Source organism: Sphaerisporangium sp. NPDC004334, from assembly GCF_053602655.1.
Genome location: NZ_JBSGDZ010000013.1, coordinates 211,706 through 230,140 on the forward strand (window position 1 = coordinate 211,706; position 18,435 = coordinate 230,140).

Consider the following 18,435-nt stretch of genomic DNA (forward strand, 5'->3'; position numbering starts at 1 on the left):
TATGACGACTCTCACGACCCGGCGGACTCCCCGGGTGAACGCAGTGACACGACGGCTCACCGGGCACGTCGTCCGCGGCCTCGTCATGATCTGGGTGGTCACCACCATCAGCTTCGTGATCATCCGCAACATCCCCGGCAACCCGGTGCTCGGCCAGTACGAGACGCTGATCGAGAAGGGCATGTCACCGGACCAGGCCGAGCGGGCCACCGCCGCCCTGTACGGGTTCCTGCCCACGGGCAGCCTCTGGGAGCAGTACACCGGATACATGAAGGCGCTGCTCCACCTGGACCTCGGCCAGTCGATCAGCACGCCCGGCACCGAGGTGACGACCCTGCTCACCTCGGCCGCCAAGTGGACCATCCTGCCGGTGCTCGGCGGCACGCTGCTGAGCTTCCTGCTCGGCGTCACGCTCGGGGTGTACGCGGGCATCAAGCGGTCGGGCAAGCTCGGCGACCTGCTGTCGATCTCGGGCTCGCTGCTGCACGGCGTGCCGCAGTACGTCATCGGCCTGCTCATGCTGGCCATCTTCACGACGCTGTGGCCGGTCCTGCCCGCGGGCGGCCCGGTCGACGTCGAGTTCGTCCCTGGACTCAACGCCGGCTACCTGGCCTCGCTGGTTCAGCACGCCACGCTGCCGGTGCTGACCTACGCCCTGGCCAGCTACGGCGGCTGGGTGCTGGCGATGAAGTCCAGCGTGGCGACCGTGCTCGGCGACGACTTCATCCTCGCCGCCGAACTGCGCGGCCTCAGCCGGGGCGTGCTGTTCCGCTACATCGCCCGCAACGCGATTCTGCCGTTGTTCACGATCCTCGCGCTGTCGCTCGGCATGCTGTTCGGCGGCGCCATCTTCATCGAGCGGATCTTCAACTATCCGGGGCTCGGGCTGCTGCTGGTCAACAGCATCGGCGCCCGCGACTACGCGCTCATGGGAGGAACGTTCCTGGTGACCACGGTGGCCATCATCGTCGCCAACATCGCGGCCGACCTGCTGTACACCGTGATCGACCCGCGGGTGCGGACGGGAGGCGCGGCATGAGCGTGACGGTTCCCCAGACGGCGCTCGGCGACACCCGGGCGGCCCTGCGGCGCAACTTCTGGCGGGGCGTCGCGCGCGTGCTGCGCCGCAAGCCCAGCCGCCTGGCCGGCGTGGTGATCGTCGCCATGTTCCTGCTCATGGCGGCGTTCGGGCCGATGCTGTACCCGGCGCACCTGCCGCGCGACGACAACGCCCTCTACGCCCCGCCGAGCTTCGCCCACCCGTTCGGCACCGACTTCGAGGGCACCGACGTGCTCGCGCTGGTGGTCACCGGCGCCCGGTACGTCATCCTCACCGGCCTGGCCACGGCGGTCATCACCGTCGCGGCCGGCACGGTGCTCGGCCTGCTCGCCGGGTTCCACCGGGGACGGTGGGACACCGTGCTCATGCGGATCACCGACCTGCAGCTCACCATCCCCGGCCTGCCGCTGCTGCTGGTGCTGTCGACGGTCTGGAAGTTCCAGGGGCCGCTGGAGATGGGCCTGGTGCTCGGCCTGCTGGGCTGGGGCGGCATCGCCCGCGCCGTGCGCTCGCAGACGCTGTCCCTGCGCGAACGCGGGTTCATCGAGGCGGCCCGGGGGCTCGGGCTGTCCACCGCCCACATCGTCGGGCGTGAGCTGCTGCCCAGCATGGCGCCCTACATCGCGATGAACATGCTCATCGCCGTCACCGGCGCCATCTACGCCCAGGTCGGCCTGTTCTTCCTCGGCGTGCTGCCCTTCGACTCCAACAACTGGGGTGTGATGCTCAACCTGGCCGTCTTCGGCGGCGGGGCGCTGACCAGCACCGCCGCGCTGCCGTACCTGCTGGCGCCGCTGCTGGCGATCCTGCTGCTCACGCTCGGCATCGTGCTCATCGTCGACGCGATGGACGAGATCTTCAACCCGCGCTTGCGTGAGGAGTAACCGGTGACCACCATCTCCCACGGGGTCGGGGAGTCTCCCCGCCCCGAGTCATCCGCCGTCCCCGGCCTGGTCGTGGGCACCGCCGCGGCGACGGCGCCCGGGGTGCGGGTCCGCGACCTCACCGTGGTCTACCGGACGCCGCTCGGGGAGCTGCCCGCCCTCGGCGGCGTCAGCCTCACGATCGAGCCCGGCACCATCACCGGCATCGTGGGGGAGTCCGGCTCCGGCAAGTCCACGCTGGCGCTCTCGCTGCTCAACGCCGTCCAGCCGCCCGGCCGCATCGCCGGCGGCAGCGTGGAGATCGACGGGCTCGGCGACGTCGTGGACCTGGCGGGCGACCGGCTGCGCCGGGCGCGCGGCCGGCACCTCGGGTACGTCTTCCAGGCCGCCCAGAACTCCCTGAACCCGCTCAAGACGATCGGCAAGCAGCTGCTGGACCTCGGCCGTTCGCACGACGTGGACGACCTTCCCGTGCTCGTGCGGGACGCCAAGAGCCTGCTGGAGCGGATGGGCCTGGACGGCGCCCGCGTGCTGGACTCCCACCAGCACGAGCTGTCCGGCGGCATGCGCCAGCGGGTGGGCATCATGCTCGCGCTGGTGCTCAACGCCCGGCTGGTCATCCTCGACGAGCCCACCACCGCGCTCGACATGATCACCCAGGCGACCATCCTGCGCATCGTCCGCGAGATCCACCAGGAGCGCGGGCTGACCACGCTGATGGTCACCCACGACATGGGCGTGGCCGCCGAGGTCACCGACCGGCTCGCCGTCATGTACGGCGGGCGGGTGGTCGAGCACGGCCCGACCATGGAGGTGCTCGGCTCGCCCCGCCACCCCTACACCCGCGGGCTGATCCAGGCGATCCCCCGCCTGTCGGGCGACATCACCCAGTCGCGCGCGCTGCCCGGACGCCCGCCCACGCTCGGCACCGTGCCCAAGCGGGGATGCGTCTTCCAGGAGCGCTGCCCGCTCCGCATGGAGGTCTGCGAGACCGTGGAACCGCCGTCCGTCATCGAGAACGGCAGGACCGTCGCCTGTCACGCCGCCGAGGCGGCCAGGCCCGCCGAACGCCGGAAGGAGCACGCGTGATCACCGGGACCGGCATCACCAGGACCTACAAGCAGCGCGGCGACGTCCTCGGCGCTCGCGAGGTCAAGGCGCTGCGCGGCATCGACTTCACCGTCCCCAAGGGCGGCGCGGTGTCGTTCATCGGCGAGTCCGGATGCGGCAAGACCACTCTCGGCCGCATCGTCGCCGGGCTGGAGACCTACGACTCCGGCGAGATCGTCATCGACGGCACGCCGATGACGCCGCTCAGCCCGCGCCGCCGCCGGCCGTACTTCCGGCGCATCCAGCTCATCCACCAGGACCCCTACTCCGCGCTCAACCCGACCCGCACGATCCACCAGACCCTGCGGGCGCCGCTCGCGCTGCGCGCCTCGCAGACCGGCCGCTCCTCGTCCTGGATCGACGCCCGCGCGGAGGAACTGCTCGCGCTGGTGGGCATCGACCCGGGCTACGTGCTCGGCCGCTACCCCCACCAGCTCTCGGGCGGCATGCGCCAGCGCGTCGTCATCGCCCGCGCGCTCACCGTGGACCCCGAGATGCTGGTCGCCGACGAGTCGGTCTCCATGATCGACGTGTCGATGCGGCTGAGCATCCTCGCCCTGCTGAAGGACCTGCGCGAGCGGCTCGGGGTGAGCCTGCTGTTCATCACCCACGACATCGCCACCGCCCGGTACATCGGCGGCCAGGGGGAGCTGTACGTGCTCTACCGGGGGCAGGTGGTGGAGCGCGGGCTCACCGAGACCGTCATCACCGGGCCCGTCCACCCCTACACCCAGGCGCTGCTGTCGGCGATCCCCGTGCTGCACGGGCTGGAGCGGCCCGGGCGCGAGCGCGTCGTGCCGACCGAGGCGCTGAACGAGCGCCACGCCGACGAGGGGTGCCTGTTCGCTCCCCGATGCCCGTTCCGCACCGAGCGGTGCGAGAAGGAGCGGCCGGTCCTGGCCGGCTGCGTGGTGAGCACGCACGAGCACGCCTGCTTCCATCCGCAGCGCCGCGAGGTCATCCCCGTGGAGGCCGTGGCGTGAGCGGCGTCCCCGAGAGCCCCGGCCCCCCGAACGGCGCCCCGAACGGCCCCCCGAACGGCGCCCCGAACGGCCCCCCGAACGGCGCCCCGAACGGCGCCCCGAACGGCTCCGAGAACGGCTCTGTGCCCGGCTCCCCGGTCGCAGGTCTCGCGGGCGACTTCGAAGGCGCCGAGCTCGCGAACGGCCTGCACGGGGCCGGGCCCGCGCACGGGCCCGCGGGCGTCCGTCCCGTGCTGCCGGCCGAGCTGGCGATCGCCGGCGAGGTGGCCCGGGAGGCGCTCGTCTTCGACGCCGAGGACGCGTCGCTGATCGTGTCCCGGCTGGCCGCGCCGCCCGAGGGCCGCGAGTGGACGGCGCTCACCCTGCCGTGCCTGGACGGGGTCGTGTTCGCCTCGTTGTCGGCCACCGAGGGGGTCGGGCACGTGGACCTGCTGGCCGTGCGGCCCGCGGCGCGGGGACGCGGGCTCGGCAGGACTCTGCTGCGCGCCGCCGAGGAGTGGCTGCGCGAGCGCGGCGTGCGGGAGGTCCGGCTGGCCGGCAACCCGCCCTGCTACGCCTGGCCGGGCATCGACGTGCGTTACACCCCGGCGGTCTGCCTGGCCGAGAGCCTGGGCTACGAGCGCCACCGCACCGCCTGGAACATGACCGCCGGCCTGGCGCCGTTCGCGCCCGGCACCACAGAGGACCACGGCCGGGCGGCTCCCGCCGACCACCCCGGCGCCGGCGGCTCGGACCGCGCCGCCGAGGACCCCGAGGAGGCCGGGCGGCTCGCCGCGGCCGGGGTCGCGGTGCACACGGCCGCGCCGGGGGAGCGGGGCGAGGTGGCCGCGTTCGTCCGGCGGCACTGGAACGACGCCTGGGCCTGGGAGGTCGAGCAGGCGACCGGCTGCCACTACGCCGTCCGCGACGGCGAGATCCTCGGCTTCGCCGCCTGGGGCGCCCGGCCCGGGTGGTTCGGCCCGATGGGCACCGACGAAGCGGCCCGCGGGCTCGGCGTCGGCCGCGTCCTGCTGCGGCGCTGCCTGGCCGAACAGGCCGCCGCCGGCCTGCGCACCACCCAGATCGGCTGGGTGGGCCCGGTCCGCTTCTACGCCAGGGCCGTCGGCGCGCGCGTGGAGCGGGTGTTCTGGCTCTACCGCCGCCACCTCGACTGAACCTGCCGCGCCCGGGCCGCGGCCCGGCGAGCATCAGCACGACCCCCGGAAGATGAGGAGAGCCACGATGCGACCATTCGCCCCGCCGGCCACGACGGAGCAGATAGATCCGCGCTACCGCCAGATCGACCGCCTGCCGACCGACGAGATCGCGCGGCTGATGAACGCGGCCGACTCCACGGTGCCGGCGGCGGTGGCCAGGGCGGTGCCGGAGATCTCCGCCGCGATCGATGGCATCGTCGCCCGCATGCGCGGCGGCGGGCGGCTGCTGTACGTGGGCGCGGGGACCTCCGGGCGGCTCGCGGTGCTGGACGCCTCGGAGTGCCCGCCGACGTTCGGCACCGACCCCGGGACGGTGCGCGGGATCATCGCCGGAGGGACGCCCGCGCTGACCCGGTCGGTCGAGGGGGCCGAGGACGACGCGGAGGCGGGCGCCGCCGCCATGCGCGAGCACGGCGTCGGTCCGGCGGACGCGGTGGTGGGCCTGTCCGCCAGCGGGCGCGCGCCGTTCGTCGTCGCCGCCGTCGCGCAGGCCCGCCGGCTGGGCGCGCTGACGGCGGGGCTGTCGTGCAACGTCGGCACGCCGCTGTCGGAGGCGGCCGACCACGCGATCGAGGTCATCGTCGGCCCGGAGGTGGTGGCCGGCTCGACGCGCCTGAAGGCCGGCACGGCGCAGAAGCTCGTGCTCAACATGATCTCGACCATCTCCATGATCAAGTGCGGCCGGACCTTCGGGAACTACATGGTCGAGGTGTCGGCGAGCAACACCAAGCTCGTCGCGCGGGCGGCGCGCATCGTCGCCGAGATCACCGGCGCCGACATTGCCGTGGCCCGCCGGGCCCTGGAGGAGGCCGGGCACCAGGTCAAGACCGCCGTCGTCATGGTGCGCCGCGGCCTGGCCGCCGACGAGGCCCGCCTGCTGCTGGCCGCCTACGACGACCGCCTCGACCTCGTCCTGGACGCCCGCCCCGCGTGACCTCTCCGCACGCGGGCCGCCCTCAGAGGCCGGGCGCGACGGGGCGCGGCGGCCGCCCGGGCAAGGCCCGCGAAGCCCCGGTCCCGCTGGTCTCGCCGGGCTGCCGCGGGGCTGCCCGGCGTGGATGGGCATAATTCACAGACATGTCTCCCCGCATCGACCTGACCTGGCCGTCTGTGCCCGACGACGCGCTCCTCGAACAGGTGCACCGCGTGATCCACGCGGTCGTGGCGGCCGGCGGCGCGGTCGGCTACCTCACCCCGCCCGGCAGGCGGGAGACCGACCTGTTGGTGGAGGAGATCCTCGCCGACGCCCGGCACGGCCGGGCGGCCCTGACCCTGGCCCAGGTGGACGGCGTGGTCCAGGCGATGGGCCTGTGGAAGCGCGCCTCCGCGCAGGTCTTCGCGCACTCCGGCGAGATCGGCAAGGTCATGGCTCACCCGACGGCGCGCGGCCTCGGCCTCGGCCGCCTGGTCCTCGCCGGCCTGGTCGACAGCGCGCGCGCCGCCGGGCTGGAGACCCTGACCCTCGGGGCGCGCGGCAACAACCACGGGGCCATCGAGCTGTACGAGGAGATGGGCTTTCGCGAGTGGGGACGGCTGCCGAACGTCATCGAGGTCGGCATGGAGCGCTTCGACGAGGTCCGGATGTACCTCGACCTGGGCACCCGCGATCCCCGGGTCGTGCTGCGCGGCTCGCCTCCCGGCGGCGCGGGCTCCTCACCGCGGCGGCGGCTGCGCGCCGGCGGCCGGGGTGAGGACCACAGAAACGGGCATATCTCCCAGTGACCCGCGGCCGGCCCGGGCGTCCCTCCGGGCATCCGGCCGGGCTCCGGCGATGGGAGGGCGCGGATGCCGGTACAGGTGCGCCGCGTCTACGACGCCCCGGACCCCGAGGACGGCGCCCGCCTGCTGGTGGACCGCCTGTGGCCGCGCGGCGTGGCCAAGGACGCGGCCCACGTGGACGAGTGGCTCAAGGACGTCGCGCCGTCCGGCGAGCTGCGCACGTGGTACGGCCACGATCCAGCGAAGTTCGAGGCCTTCCGCGACCGCTACCTCACCGAGTTGGACGATCCGGTCCGCCGCCGCGCCCTGGACCGCATCGCGGAACTGGCGCGGGAAGGCCCGGTGACGCTGCTGACCGCTACCCGGGACGCCGGGCGCAGCCACGCCGCCGTCCTCGCCGGCCTGCTCGGCGAGGCCAGGAGCGGCGCGAGGGCGCCCCGGTGAGGGACGGGCCGGCTCAATGGTGGGTACCCCGTCCCTCACGTCGGGCGGCCGTGGGCCGTCACGGATGCTCGGCACCTGACGGCCCCGTGACCGTCAGGGGGTGAGCAGGACCTTCACGGCGCCGTCCCGCTTCTTCTGGAAGATCTCGTACCCGTGCGGGGCCTGGTCCAGCGGCAGGCGGTGGGTGGCCAGGTCCATGACGCCCAGAGGGTCGGTGTCGTCGCTCACCAGCGGCAGCACGTCGTCGATCCAGCGCCTGACGTGGGCCTGTCCCATGCGCAGGGTCACGCCCTTGTCGAACAGGCGCAGCATCGGCATCGGGTCGGCCATGCCTCCGTAGACGCCGGAGATCGAGATGGTCCCGGCGCGCCGCACGGTCTCGATGGCCTGGTTCAGCGCGGCCAGCCGGTCGACGCCCGCGTTGCGCATGAACGGGGCGGCCACCGCATCGGGCAGCAGCCCGGTGGCGCTCTGGGCCAGCTTGGCCAGCGGCGAGCCGTGCGCCTCCATGCCGACCGCGTCGATCACCGAGTCGGTGCCCCGCCCGCCGGTCAGCTCGCGGACCGCCTCGGGGACGTCGTCGCACTCGCGCGCGTCGATGACCTCGACGCCGTGGCGGCGGGCCATCGCCAGGCGCTCGGGCACGCCGTCCACCGCGATCACCCGGTGCCCGAGGTGCCGGGCCACGCGCGCGGACATCTGCCCGATCGGCCCGAGGCCGAACACCGTGACGCTGCCCCCTTCAGGGATGTCCGCCCAGGCCACGGCCTGCCAGGCCGTGGGCAGCACGTCCGACAGATAGACGAACCGCTCGTCGGGCGGGCCCTGCGGCACCTTGATCGGGCCGAACTGCGCCTGCGGCACCCGGAGGTACTCGGCCTGCCCGCCGGGCACCTGGCCGTACAGCTTGGTGTAGCCGAACAGCGCGGCGCCGGTGCCGTGCTCGCGCACCTGCGTCGTCTCACACTGCGCGTACAGCTTCATGCCGCACATGTGGCAGTGGCCGCAGGAGATGTTGAAGGGGATGACCACCCGGTCGCCGGGGGCGATGTGGGTCACCTCGGCGCCGACCTCCTGGACGATGCCCATGGGCTCATGGCCGAGGATGTCGCCCTCGGTCATGAACGGGCCCATGATCTCGTACAGGTGCAGGTCGGAGCCGCAGATGCCGGTGGAGGTCACCTTGATGACCGCGTCGGTCGGTTCCTTGATCGCCGGGTCGGGGACCTCCTCGACCCGTACGTCGCGCTTGCCGTGCCAGGTGACGGCTTTCATGGCCTGCTTCCTCCACCCCGATGGTCGCCGTTGCTGTCCGTTCCGTCATGGCCGCCCGTGGCGGCCGGTCCGCCGGCGGCCGTTCCGCGAGAGCCGTCCGCGATGCCCGCCGGGGCCGTCACAACCGGCCGGCGGTGACCGACCGGCGGCCGAGCGCGAAGCCCAGCGCGATCATGCCGAGACCGAGGAGCAGGTGCAGCCAGTTGTCGGCGCCGTTGACCGGGACGAAGTTGGCCGCGGTGTCGTGGCCGACGAGCATGCCGTACACCCACAGCAGCAGGTAGATCGCGCCGCCGCCGATGAGGAAGGCGCGCGCCCCCTGCCACGTGCGGGCCAGGACGATGCCGGCGACGCCGAACAGCAGGTGCACGATGTTGTGCAGGATCGACACCTCGAAGACGCCGAGGAGCATCGCGTCCGAGTGGTGGCCGGCGAACTGCAGGTCGTCCAGGTTCGTGGTGACACCGGGGATGAAGCCCAGCACGCCGACGACGAGGAACACCACTCCCACCACGAGCGAGGCCGCCTGCAGCGGCGTGCGCGCGGTTCGCGTGTGGATCGCGTTCATGGGTCCTCCAGTTGGAATACACGGGCGTGGTCGCCCAGACCCCCGCTACCCCTGTCCGCCGTGCATATACAAGGTCGTTCACCTGACGCTGACTTCGGCGGTCGCGGAGCCCGCGAATATCCTGCAAAAGGGCCTTTTATTTTTTTGGCGAATTCTTTTCCCGGCGCCGGATCGCCCGGCCGCCCCGGCTCTTCCGCCGAGGTCAGAGCGCATGCGGCGGGCGCCGGGCCGGGAAAGGGTGGTTCGCGCGCGCGTGACGGGGTACATGCCGCGGTCCACATCGAAAGGACACGTCAATGAACCTGGAACGCGGCAGCGACAAGCACGGTCCCCGCCTCGATGAGGAGATCAAGCACGAGACCGCCGGCCTCACGCGAGGGGGCGTCACCGGGCACGCCGAGGAATGGCGGGAGCCCGAGCCCGTGAGCGACGCCGAGGACGACCTGCGCCCGCAGGGGTACGCGCCCGGCCACGAGCCCGGGGTCGCGCCCGGGATGACGCAGAACGAGGTCGACCAGCGCAGCAACCTCGCCCGATGGCTCGTCGAGGTCCACTACCCGGCCGACCGCGACGAGATCCTCGCCCACGCGGAGGGGAACCCGGCGGTGCCGGACGCGGTGGTGCGGGCGCTGCGCGACCTGCCCGACGGCTCCTTCCGCAACATCGCGGACATGGCCGAGGCGCTGGGGCTGGGACGGGAGCGCCGCTCCGGCGACTAGGGGCGGGGCGCCCGTCCACCCGCGTTCTCCATGGCCATGGCGGTTTCCCGTCGTCCGCACCGGGTAACCGCCGACGACATTGGCAGAGTTCGGTGCAGTGCGAGGAGGAAGCATGATGAAGCACGGCGGTGACGCGATCACCGTCCTCACCATGGACCATCGGGAGGTGGAGGAGACCTTCGCGGAGCTGGAGCGCCTGCGCGGCAAGGGGCAGGACGACCGCCGCAGGGAGCTGACCGAGAAGGTGATCATCGAGCTGGTCGGGCACTCGGTCGCCGAGGAGGCCTACTTGTACCCGGCCGCCCGCGCGTTCATCCCGGACGGCGACCGGCTGGCCGACCGGGAGATCGCCGAGCACGCCCAGGCCGAGCGCCTGATGAAGCAGCTGGAGAAGGCCCTTGACGACGGGGTCGACGCCCCGGCCTTCGAAGGGCTGCTCGAGGACCTGATGGCCACCATCAGGGAGCACATCAAGGACGAGGAGGCGCACCTGTTCCCCGAGCTGGTGCGGTACGCCGACGCGGAGGAACTGGCCGCCCTGGGCAAGAAGATCACGATGATGAAGAAGCTCGCCCCTACCCGGCCGCATCCCGCCGCGCCGGACCGGCCGCCGGCCAACAAGCTGCTGGCTCCCGGCGCCGGCCTGGTGGACCGCATCCACGACCTGTTCACCGGCCGGGGCAAGACCTGACCCAACCCGGTCAAATGCCTGTCCCAACCGGGTCAGATGATCGCGTCTGCCCGCGTTTGGGCCGGTATGGCGGGGGCAGCAGCGTTCTATGAGAGTCATCGTGGTGGGCGCGACCGGCAATGTCGGAACGAGCGTGATCTCCGCGCTCGAGTCCGATCCCGACGTCACCTCGATCGTCGGGGTCGCCCGGCGGCTGCCCGCCCGCCGCCCCGGCGCCGGCGCGGACGTACCGGGCAGGACCCAGTGGCGCTCGGCCGACATCACCACGAGCGACCTCACCGGCCTGTTCGCCCGCGCCGACGCCGTGGTCAACCTCGCCTGGCTGTTCCAGCCGACCCGTGACCCGGTCACGACGTGGCGGGCGAACGTCCTGGGAGGCATGCGCCTCTTCCGCGCCGTGGCCGAGGCGGGGGTGCAGATCCTGGTGCACGCCTCCTCGGTCGGCGCGTACTCGCCGGGGCCGAAGGACGGCGCGGTGGACGAGAGCTGGCCGACCCACGGATGGCCGGGCGCCGCCTACTCGCGGGAGAAGGCCTACCTGGAGCGGGTCCTCGACGTGTTCGAGAACGATCACCCGAGCATCCGCGTCGTGCGGATGCGCCCGGGGTTCATCTTCAAGCGGGGAGCGGCCGCCGAGCAGCGCCGTCTGTTCGCCGGTCCCTTCCTGCCCGGCCGGCTGCTGCGCGCGGGCCGGATCCCGTTCGTGCCGGACATCCCGGGCCTGCGCGTGCAGGCGCTGCACTCCCTGGACGTGGGGCGGGCCTACCGGCTGGCCGTGACCCGCTCGGTCGTCGGCGCGTTCAACCTCGCCGCCGAGCCGGTGCTGGACGCCGCCGCCCTTGCCAGGCTGCTCGGCGCGCGCCTGGTGCCGGTCTCGCCGCTGATGGCGCGGACCGCGGTCGCGGCGGCCTGGCATCTGCGCCTGATCCCCGCCTCTCCCGGGCTGATGGAGATGGCGCTGCGCATCCCGGTCATGGACACCACGCGGGCGCGCACGGTCCTCGGCTGGCGGCCGGAACACACCGCGATCGAGGCGGTCGGCGAGCTGCTGGAGGGCCTGCGCACCGGGGCGGGCATGCCGACCCCCGTGCTGGACGCCCACGCCGGCGGCCCCGGCCGGGTCGGCGAACTCGCGACCGGCGTCGGCCGGCGTCCCTGACGCCTTCCGGCGGGGCTCCGCCTTCGCCGACGGCACGCTCGACGGCTCGTAGCGGCGACCGGCCGGATTCATGACCGCGACCGGCCGCCGGTCTCCTGAGGGGGGCGCGTGGGGGCCGGTCAGCGGGGGATGTGGTTGCGCAACCCCAGTTCGTCCGGGTAGAGCGAGAAGTAGGTCTGCTCGGCCAGGTACGCCATGCCCGTGCCCTTGACGTGGTGGCGCAGCAAGGCGAGCGGCACGCTCAGGGCGACCCGGTGCGCGCGGTAGGCGTCGATCACCTCGACCAGGTCGGCGCGCCGCGCCCCGTCCAGGTCGTCGCTCACCATGCCGAGGCAGTGTTGCAGCACGTTGACGTTGCGGCCGACGCTCGCCCGGGTGGTCAGTGCCACGCGGAAGGCTCGGCCGTAGGCGGCGGCGAGCCGTTCCGGCGCGTCGGTGCCCGCCTCGGCGACCAGCCGGCCCATCCGGCGGTACTCCGCCGGGTCGTGCGCGAGGATCTGCATCTTGTGCCGGGAGTGGAACGCCACCAGGTCGCCCGCCCGCCACTCGCCCTCCAGCAGCGCCCGCAGGCGGGCGTGGGCGAAAATCCGTTCCACGAACGCCTCGCGCAGCACGTCGTCGTGCAGCCGGCCCTCGTCCTCCACCGGCAGCAGCGGATGCGCCGCGATCATCGCCTCCGCGTACAGCCCCCGCCCGCGCCGTCCCGAGCCGTGGACGGGGACGCCGTGCAGGCCGCAGGTCGGGCTCTTGGCCTTGAAGAGGTAGCCGTCCACCCGCAGCGCCGCCGCGCGCGCCTTGGCCAGCGCGGTCATCGGCTCGGTGAGGTCCCTGCGCGAGGCGCGGGTCATCAGGCGCGTACCGCCGGGCGCCGCCTCCAGGTGAAGCGTCTCGCGGGGGGCGCCCAGGCCGATCTCGATCTCCGGGCAGATCGGTATCCAGTCGACCCAGGGGGCCAGGGCGCCGGACACGAAGCGGTCGCGGCTGTGGCCGCCGTTGAACCGCACGGGCTCCCCGAGCAGGCAGCTCGACACCGCGATCCGCGGCCGTGGCCGCCGCTCGGCGTTCACCGGAGGATTTGCGTTGTCTGTTGGCATTGGTCCGTTCGATCCTTTGGCGAGTGCCGCGTCCCTCACTGTCCCTTCGGCAGCGCTCCCCTCCGCGGATGCGTCCGACACATGTGGACGAGGTGTCCACATGTGGATAGGCTAGGCCCACTAACTGGACATGGTGTCCGGTTGGAGGGGACGGATCGTCATGAGCCATCTGCTGCACCTGGACGCCAGCGCCCGGAGCACCTCGGTCTCCCGAGACCTCTCCCGGGCGTTCGCCGAGGTCTGGCGCACCGCCCACCCGGAGGGCCGCTACACCTACCGCGACCTGGCGGCCGACCCCGTCCCGCACATCGGGCAGCCGTGGACCGAGCTGTGCGACTACGTGCTGGCACACGGGATCACCGACATCGCCCGCTACCGGGAGGCCGTGCGCACCCCCGCCCAGCAGGAGGCGTGGGCGACCCTCGCCCCGCTGCTGGGGGAGCTGACCGCCGCCGACGTGGTGCTGATCGGGACGCCGATGTACAACTTCTCCATCCCCTCGGCGCTCAAAGCCTGGCTCGACCAGGTCACCTTCCCCAAGATGTCGCTGGCCGGCCGCCGGTTCGTGGTCACCGGCGCTCGTGGCGGCGCGTACGGGCCGGGCACTCCGCGCGAGCCGTTCGACCACCAGGAGCGCTATCTGCGCGACTTCTTCGCGGGCCACTTCGGAGTCGAGGACGTCACCTTCGTCCACGCCGAGCTGACCAACGCGCGGGTCGACCCGGGCCTGGCGCACCTGCGCGAACGGCAGGCCGCCTCTCTGGCCGCGGCCCGGACACGCGTCCTCGCCGAGGCGGAGCGCTGACCGGCCGGGCGGACCGCCGGCCCTCCGGTGCGCCCTCCGCGGTCCGCGCCGCCGCGGACCGCAGGGTCGGCCGCGGCGGGGGTGGCCGCCCCCGCCGGGACCGAGCGGTTCACGCCCGCCGGCGCAGCGCCTTGTCCGCCAGGGCCGGCGGCACGTAGTAGCTGTCCGCCCGGTTGAGGTCGGTGCCCGGCGGCACGATCTCGTCGATCCGGTCCAGCACGTCCTCCGTCAGCACCGTGTCCGCGCCGGCCAGCAGGTCGTCGAGCTGCTCCATGGTGCGCGGGCCGATGATCACCGAGGTGATCGCCGGGTGGGCCAGGACGAACCCGACCGCCATGTGCGCCAGCGACAGGCCGGCCCCCGCCGCGAGCTTCGACAGCTCGCCGACGGCCTGGAGCTTGGCCGCGTTCCCGGGCAGCGAGGGGTCGAACTTGTGCCGTTCGACGGCCGCGCGGCCGGTGCTCGCCAGGTCGATGTCCGCGGCCTGGGTGTAGCGGCCGGACAGCCAGCCCGCCGACAGCGGACCCCAGCTCAGCACGCCCATCCCGTACTTCTGCGCCGTCGGCAGCACCGCCGCCTCCACGCCGCGCGCCAGGATCGAGTACGGCGGCTGCTCGGTGCGGAAGCGGACGTGGCCGCGCCGCTCGGAGACCCACTGCGCCTCCACGATCTGCTCCGCCGGGAAGGTGGAGCTTCCCACGGCCAGCACCTTGCCCGCCCGCACCAGGTCGGTGAGCGCGGAGAGGGTCTCGTCGATGTCGGTGGCCGGGTCGGGCCGGTGGATCTGGTAGAGATCGATGTGGTCGGTGCCCAGCCGGCGCAGGCTGTTCTCGACCTCACGGACGAGCCAGCGCCTGGAGTTCCCGCCGTGGTTGGCGTCCGGGCCCATCGAGCCGTGGGCTTTGGTCGCCAGGACGACGTCGTCGCGGCGTCCCTTGAGCGCCTTGCCGACGATCTCCTCCGACTCTCCCTGCGAGTAGATGTCGGCGGTGTCGACGAAGTTGACGCCGGCGTCGAGGGCGCGGTGGATGATGCGCACGCAGTCGTCGACGTCCTTGTTGGCGAGGGCGCCGAACATCATCGCGCCGAGTGCGTACCGGCTGACCGAGATGCCGGTCCCACCGAGGGTGCTGCGCTTCACGAGGTACCGCCTCCTGCGGATCGTTGCTGTCGACACGTCGTCTCGTGCCCGCATCCTTCGCGGACACGTCGTTTCGCGGATACGGAGTCCAGTCTCCGTTTCGCGCCGGGACGGCACCAGGTCAGGCGCAACCTGGGTCCGGCAGAACCCCCCAGCGACCCGGCCGCCGCATAATGACTGGCATGGGGCATGCCGAGGACGAGATCACTCCATTTCTGAAGGCACGACGGGCCGCGCTGGACGCCGCGTCCCTGGGGCTGCCGGACGGCCTCGCACGGCGGCGGGTGCGCGGGCTGCGCCGCGAGGAGGTCGCACGGCTCGCCGGGGTGAGCGTCGACTACTACACGCGCATCGAACAGGGGCGGGCGCACGCCGTCTCCGACGCGGTGATCGACGCGATCGCGCGGGCGCTGCGGCTGACCCCGGACGAGCACGCCTTCCTGCGCAACATCTCCCACGGCCGACGGGGCGCCCCCACCGGGGTCTGCGACGCCGGCGCCGGCGCACGCCCGCGCGTACGGCCGCAGCTCCTGGAACTGCTGGAGGCCATGGGGGACACCGTCCCCGCCGTCGTCTACGGCCCCGGCACCGACCTGCTGGCCTGGAACACGATCATCGGCCGCATCTGGTTCGACCTCGACGCGCTCCCGGAGGCGGAGCTCAACGGCGCCCGGCTGATGTTCCTGCACCCCGACGCCAAGGCGCTGCATCCCGACTGGGAGGCGGAGGCGGAGGAGACCGTCGCGAGCCTCCGGGCGCAGATCGGCCGCCGCGAGGACGAGTCCCGGGTGCAGCGGGTGGTCTGTGACCTGCGAGAACATAGCGAGGAGTTCCGGCACTACTGGGACGTCCAGGCGGTCAGAGAACGAACCCAGGGCATCAAGCGCATCCTCCACCCGCAGGTGGGCGAACTGGTGCTGACCTACGAGGCGTTCTCCCTGCCGACCGACCCCGGCCAGCGCCTGTGCACCTACACGGCCCCCAAAGGCTCCCCCACAGCGGCCAAACTCCGCACCCTCACCGAACCCGCCACCGCCGCCTTCTGACCCCTGGAACAGCGGCTCTGGACGAGTGGAAGCGTGCTCGGAACTCGGCTCGCGTCCTCGTCGTTGATCGACCGACCATTTCGTTCCGACATGGCGAGGACCCTTGACCAGGTCACGATTACTCCGCACGGCGACGTCATTGTTGGCGGTCGCCGCATGTGCCGCGTCGGCATGCAGTCCCGCCCGTAGTGAGTCCCCGGTTCCGTTCGACTCGCAGCCGGTTCCGGGAAGGCAATATGACGAGCCCGATGACACCGGCGAGGCGGCCACGGGCCACATAGAGATCTGCGTCACCACGAAGACGCGGACGCGGGTCAATTACCGGGGGTGTGACGACGCGCAGCCCGCGGTCACCTGGTACTACCTCCCGCTGAGCGCCCGGGTGCCGGCCGTCGGCTCGACGGCCAAGCGCGGCTCGTCCAAGCGGCCGAAGGGCGACCTCTACCGGGCGCCCGCGAAAGGCGGCGTCGGCACGAAGGTGATGATCACCGACGTCGAGGATCGTGTCGAGATATGCGTACTGAGGAGCACCCGGATCCGGTTCTCCGAGATCAGGTGCGACGACGGCGAGAAGGGCTACGGCTGGTACTACATCCGGATCGACGGCCGGGTGCCGCCGGTGGGGAAGAAGGCCGAGGACGGTTCCTTCCGCAAGCCGTACGGCGACACCTACCGCGCCCGCAGAAGAGGCGGGGACGCGGCCGAGGCGGCGATCGACTACGAGGACTCGGACACGGACGAGACCGAAGCCGGCGAGGAAGACGACGAGTACTGCACCTACACGATCAACGGAAGGTGCGTCGCCACCGACAAGTGCACCAGGACGTACAACGGCGTCTGCACCGACGGTGACGGTTCCGGATCATCGACCACCGAAACCTGCCACAGCGTCCACCCGAACAAACGATGGACCCGCCGCTGTCACTGACCATCGGCCACACCGGATCCGGTTGAGCGGAAAGAACCGTCGAGCCGATCAGGAACAGGGCGAAATGGCGGAGGGAGAGGACCACATGATGGGTCGGGAACTCCGCCCAGCCGATGGTCACGCTTGTGGAGGCGTGATATGGACCCCCTTGTAGGGCAGGTTCGGCCGACTTCCTCCGTGGGGGAGCCGATCGACTGGAGGCGACGGGTGGCTGATGTTCCGTAGGATCGCGCGAGCTTATTACTTGTCCGGCCAGAACCAGCAGCAGGCAGCCGAAGAGGACGCGTGTGCTTACGGAACCCAGCTGCTCCAGGAGACCCGCGAGGAGCTGAACCGGGCCGATACCAAGGCACAGGTACTCCTCGGGATCGTGGGAATCGGGCTCGGCGCCATCGCGGGCGGTCTGCTGGCCGGGAGCTGGTCGCCGTTCAGTTTGTCCAACGCCATTGAGTGGCTGTGGTGGGCAGGAGCGGCCACTGCTCTGACATCGGTGGTGGTGCTCGCCCGTGCGGTGTATCCGCGTCTGGATCGCAGGAAGGAGAGCGGCGCTGTCATGTACTACGCCGATGTGCTCCGCTTCGGGTCCGCTGCGGCCGTCTCCGGGGCGCTGATCCGTTCATCGACGCTGGACCTGGAACGCGTCGCCGATCAGCTCTACAGGATCAGCCGGATCGTCGGCCAGAAGTACCGCCTCATCCGGTGGGGATTCTGGCTCCTGCTCGGCGGGATGTCCGCCACCCTGGCGGCGGTCCTGATCAATGTCGTGCTCAGCGCGCCTCCTCCATGAGCGGGAAGGGGGAGTCGAGATCCGGCTCTGGCAACGGGACGCCCAACCGCTCGAACGCGGCCCGCAACGCCGACTCGCTGGCGATGACCAGCTCGAAGGCGTTCGCGTGCCGTTGTGCGTCCACGACCTTGGCCAAGGTCGCAAGGAGTCGCTCGGCCTTCTTCTCCCGTTCGTCGAGCATGCTGTCGGTGATGTCCGCCACCTTCTCGACCGCTTGTGTGAGCCGTACCGCATGCCGCGCCGTCGCGGTGTCCATCGCTTCGGTCAGGAATTGCTCGCAGAGCGTGCGGGACGCGCGCAGCTTGTTCACCTGGAGTGAGATCTCAGCGGCCTTCGCCTCGACCCGGAACAGCTCGCTTTCGTGCGCGCGACGAAGTCTCCTGACCTCCTCGGGTACGTCGACTTCGATGGTCGCGCGCCAGGTGCCCGTCACCGAGCCGGACGGTGGCTCCCTGAGCCAGCGCTGGAAGTGGTCGTTCGCGGCCTGCTCCGCCGCTGCCGCATCGAAGATGCTGTACTGTCGCAGCGAGTCACGGACGATCTCTCTCACGTAATCCTTGATCGAGTGTTCCTGGTCCTCTCTCAGCTCCTTCCAGGGACGGAAGACGAGGGAACCGGTCGCCGAACGCCGCCAGAGCCACACGCTGACCATGAACTTGAAGCCATCACCTCGGGACGGTGTGGTGAAGACATAAGAGGCGGGATCCTCGCGGGCCGCCACCGGTTCTTGCCCCGTCGCCGGATCGCCATTGGCCTTGGTCCCACCCGGAAGCCTCGTCCAGCGCTGTACGAGCATGGGTCGTCTGATGCATTTCGCGAACGGCAT

20 protein-coding genes are annotated in these 18,435 nt (G+C 71.9%); 15 read left to right on the forward strand and 5 right to left on the reverse strand.

Features of this window, described 5'->3' with window-relative positions; genetic code table 11:
- Position 1: 1 nt before the first annotated feature.
- The 8 genes from ACWEN6_RS18905 (at position 2) to ACWEN6_RS18940 (ending at position 7,396) form a co-directional block, all read left to right on the forward strand.
- Complete coding sequence (locus ACWEN6_RS18905) at positions 2–1,039, forward strand: ABC transporter permease (protein ID WP_452571352.1); 1,038 nt, start codon at positions 2–4, stop codon at positions 1,037–1,039.
- Positions 1,036–1,944, forward strand: a complete 909-nt coding sequence (locus ACWEN6_RS18910; RefSeq protein ID WP_354841207.1) for an ABC transporter permease — start codon at positions 1,036–1,038, stop codon at positions 1,942–1,944. Before ACWEN6_RS18905 ends, ACWEN6_RS18910 begins: the two co-directional genes overlap by 4 nt.
- 3 nt (positions 1,945–1,947) lie before the next feature.
- Entirely contained in the window at positions 1,948–3,033 is a 1,086-nt protein-coding gene (locus ACWEN6_RS18915) for an ABC transporter ATP-binding protein (RefSeq protein ID WP_452571353.1), read from the forward strand.
- Positions 3,030–4,037: an ABC transporter ATP-binding protein gene (locus ACWEN6_RS18920; protein ID WP_452571354.1), complete on the forward strand. Its 1,008-nt coding sequence runs from the start codon at positions 3,030–3,032 to the stop codon at positions 4,035–4,037. The genes ACWEN6_RS18915 and ACWEN6_RS18920 overlap by 4 nt, the downstream gene beginning before the upstream one ends.
- On the forward strand, positions 4,034–5,191 hold the full coding sequence (locus ACWEN6_RS18925; RefSeq protein WP_452571355.1) for a GNAT family N-acetyltransferase: 1,158 nt from the start codon (positions 4,034–4,036) through the stop codon (positions 5,189–5,191). Before ACWEN6_RS18920 ends, ACWEN6_RS18925 begins: the two co-directional genes overlap by 4 nt.
- Positions 5,192–5,258: 67 nt before the next feature.
- Entirely contained in the window at positions 5,259–6,167 is a 909-nt protein-coding gene (gene murQ, locus ACWEN6_RS18930) for an N-acetylmuramic acid 6-phosphate etherase (RefSeq protein ID WP_354841219.1), read from the forward strand.
- A gap of 143 nt (positions 6,168–6,310) precedes the next feature.
- Entirely contained in the window at positions 6,311–6,955 is a 645-nt protein-coding gene (locus ACWEN6_RS18935; protein ID WP_452571356.1) for an N-acetyltransferase family protein, read from the forward strand.
- Between the two features lie 63 nt (positions 6,956–7,018).
- A complete protein-coding gene (locus tag ACWEN6_RS18940; RefSeq protein WP_452571357.1) occupies positions 7,019–7,396 on the forward strand; it encodes a DUF488 domain-containing protein in 378 nt (125 codons plus the stop codon).
- A 93-nt stretch (positions 7,397–7,489) separates the two neighbouring features.
- On the opposite strand, the gene ACWEN6_RS18945 is transcribed toward ACWEN6_RS18940, so the two are convergent.
- Both ACWEN6_RS18945 and ACWEN6_RS18950 read right to left on the reverse strand, forming a co-directional pair.
- Entirely contained in the window at positions 7,490–8,671 is a 1,182-nt protein-coding gene (locus ACWEN6_RS18945; protein ID WP_354841226.1) for a zinc-dependent alcohol dehydrogenase, read from the reverse strand.
- Positions 8,672–8,789: 118 nt separating this feature from the next.
- Positions 8,790–9,239 carry a DUF4383 domain-containing protein gene (locus tag ACWEN6_RS18950; RefSeq protein ID WP_452571358.1) on the reverse strand — a complete coding sequence of 150 codons (450 nt, stop codon included), beginning with the start codon at positions 9,237–9,239 and terminating at the stop codon, positions 8,790–8,792.
- Between the two features lie 296 nt (positions 9,240–9,535).
- On the opposite strand from ACWEN6_RS18950, the gene ACWEN6_RS18955 reads away from it, so the two are divergent.
- The 3 genes from ACWEN6_RS18955 to ACWEN6_RS18965 all read left to right on the forward strand — a co-directional run bounded on the left by ACWEN6_RS18955 (position 9,536) and on the right by ACWEN6_RS18965 (position 11,808).
- Entirely contained in the window at positions 9,536–9,958 is a 423-nt protein-coding gene (locus ACWEN6_RS18955) for a DUF2795 domain-containing protein (RefSeq protein WP_452571359.1), read from the forward strand.
- Between the two features lie 112 nt (positions 9,959–10,070).
- Entirely contained in the window at positions 10,071–10,649 is a 579-nt protein-coding gene (locus ACWEN6_RS18960; RefSeq protein WP_452571360.1) for a hemerythrin domain-containing protein, read from the forward strand.
- A gap of 88 nt (positions 10,650–10,737) precedes the next feature.
- Positions 10,738–11,808 carry an NAD-dependent epimerase/dehydratase family protein gene (locus tag ACWEN6_RS18965; protein WP_452571361.1) on the forward strand — a complete coding sequence of 357 codons (1,071 nt, stop codon included), beginning with the start codon at positions 10,738–10,740 and terminating at the stop codon, positions 11,806–11,808.
- A gap of 119 nt (positions 11,809–11,927) precedes the next feature.
- On the opposite strand, the gene ACWEN6_RS18970 is transcribed toward ACWEN6_RS18965, so the two are convergent.
- Positions 11,928–12,902, reverse strand: coding sequence for a YbgA family protein (locus ACWEN6_RS18970; RefSeq protein WP_452571362.1), 975 nt, complete (start codon positions 12,900–12,902; stop codon positions 11,928–11,930).
- Positions 12,903–13,062: 160 nt separating this feature from the next.
- Between ACWEN6_RS18970 and ACWEN6_RS18975 the strand changes: the two genes are divergently transcribed.
- The gene (locus tag ACWEN6_RS18975) at positions 13,063–13,707 is read left to right on the forward strand and encodes an FMN-dependent NADH-azoreductase (protein ID WP_452571363.1); all 645 of its coding nucleotides are present in this window, start codon (positions 13,063–13,065) and stop codon (positions 13,705–13,707) included.
- Positions 13,708–13,816: 109 nt separating this feature from the next.
- Here the strand turns inward: ACWEN6_RS18975 and ACWEN6_RS18980 are convergent, their stop codons facing one another.
- Complete coding sequence (locus ACWEN6_RS18980) at positions 13,817–14,848, reverse strand: aldo/keto reductase (RefSeq protein WP_452571364.1); 1,032 nt, start codon at positions 14,846–14,848, stop codon at positions 13,817–13,819.
- 182 nt (positions 14,849–15,030) lie between these two features.
- Between ACWEN6_RS18980 and ACWEN6_RS18985 the strand changes: the two genes are divergently transcribed.
- From ACWEN6_RS18985 to ACWEN6_RS18995, 3 genes are all read left to right on the forward strand, one after another.
- Positions 15,031–15,894 (forward strand): helix-turn-helix transcriptional regulator, encoded by an 864-nt coding sequence (locus ACWEN6_RS18985; protein WP_452571365.1) that lies wholly within the window; start codon positions 15,031–15,033, stop codon positions 15,892–15,894.
- Positions 15,895–16,036: 142 nt separating this feature from the next.
- Complete coding sequence (locus ACWEN6_RS18990; protein ID WP_452571366.1) at positions 16,037–16,822, forward strand: hypothetical protein; 786 nt, start codon at positions 16,037–16,039, stop codon at positions 16,820–16,822.
- Between the two features lie 214 nt (positions 16,823–17,036).
- The gene (locus ACWEN6_RS18995) at positions 17,037–17,609 is read left to right on the forward strand and encodes a Pycsar system effector family protein (RefSeq protein ID WP_452571367.1); all 573 of its coding nucleotides are present in this window, start codon (positions 17,037–17,039) and stop codon (positions 17,607–17,609) included.
- On the opposite strand, the gene ACWEN6_RS19000 is transcribed toward ACWEN6_RS18995, so the two are convergent.
- A complete protein-coding gene (locus ACWEN6_RS19000) occupies positions 17,590–18,435 on the reverse strand; it encodes a hypothetical protein (RefSeq protein ID WP_452571368.1) in 846 nt (281 codons plus the stop codon). The two genes, ACWEN6_RS18995 and ACWEN6_RS19000, sit on opposite strands and share 20 nt — an antisense overlap.

What these genes read in the sequence shown, in the direction of transcription:
- ACWEN6_RS18905 (WP_452571352.1), top strand. Translation starts at nt 2, where the DNA reads ATGACGACTCTCACGACCCGGCGGACTCCCCGGGTGAACGCAGTGACA.
- ACWEN6_RS18910 (WP_354841207.1), top strand. Translation starts at nt 1,036, where the DNA reads ATGAGCGTGACGGTTCCCCAGACGGCGCTCGGCGACACCCGGGCGGCC.
- murQ (WP_354841219.1), top strand. Translation starts at nt 5,259, where the DNA reads ATGCGACCATTCGCCCCGCCGGCCACGACGGAGCAGATAGATCCGCGC.
- ACWEN6_RS18935 (WP_452571356.1), top strand. Translation starts at nt 6,311, where the DNA reads ATGTCTCCCCGCATCGACCTGACCTGGCCGTCTGTGCCCGACGACGCG.
- ACWEN6_RS18940 (WP_452571357.1), top strand. Translation starts at nt 7,019, where the DNA reads ATGCCGGTACAGGTGCGCCGCGTCTACGACGCCCCGGACCCCGAGGAC.
- ACWEN6_RS18945 (WP_354841226.1), bottom strand. Translation starts at nt 8,671, where the DNA reads ATGAAAGCCGTCACCTGGCACGGCAAGCGCGACGTACGGGTCGAGGAG.
- ACWEN6_RS18950 (WP_452571358.1), bottom strand. Translation starts at nt 9,239, where the DNA reads ATGAACGCGATCCACACGCGAACCGCGCGCACGCCGCTGCAGGCGGCC.
- ACWEN6_RS18955 (WP_452571359.1), top strand. Translation starts at nt 9,536, where the DNA reads ATGAACCTGGAACGCGGCAGCGACAAGCACGGTCCCCGCCTCGATGAG.
- ACWEN6_RS18960 (WP_452571360.1), top strand. Translation starts at nt 10,071, where the DNA reads ATGATGAAGCACGGCGGTGACGCGATCACCGTCCTCACCATGGACCAT.
- ACWEN6_RS18965 (WP_452571361.1), top strand. Translation starts at nt 10,738, where the DNA reads ATGAGAGTCATCGTGGTGGGCGCGACCGGCAATGTCGGAACGAGCGTG.
- ACWEN6_RS18970 (WP_452571362.1), bottom strand. Translation starts at nt 12,902, where the DNA reads ATGCCAACAGACAACGCAAATCCTCCGGTGAACGCCGAGCGGCGGCCA.
- ACWEN6_RS18975 (WP_452571363.1), top strand. Translation starts at nt 13,063, where the DNA reads ATGAGCCATCTGCTGCACCTGGACGCCAGCGCCCGGAGCACCTCGGTC.
- ACWEN6_RS18985 (WP_452571365.1), top strand. Translation starts at nt 15,031, where the DNA reads ATGGGGCATGCCGAGGACGAGATCACTCCATTTCTGAAGGCACGACGG.
- ACWEN6_RS18995 (WP_452571367.1), top strand. Translation starts at nt 17,037, where the DNA reads ATGTTCCGTAGGATCGCGCGAGCTTATTACTTGTCCGGCCAGAACCAG.
- ACWEN6_RS19000 (WP_452571368.1), bottom strand. Translation starts at nt 18,435, where the DNA reads ATGCCGTTCGCGAAATGCATCAGACGACCCATGCTCGTACAGCGCTGG.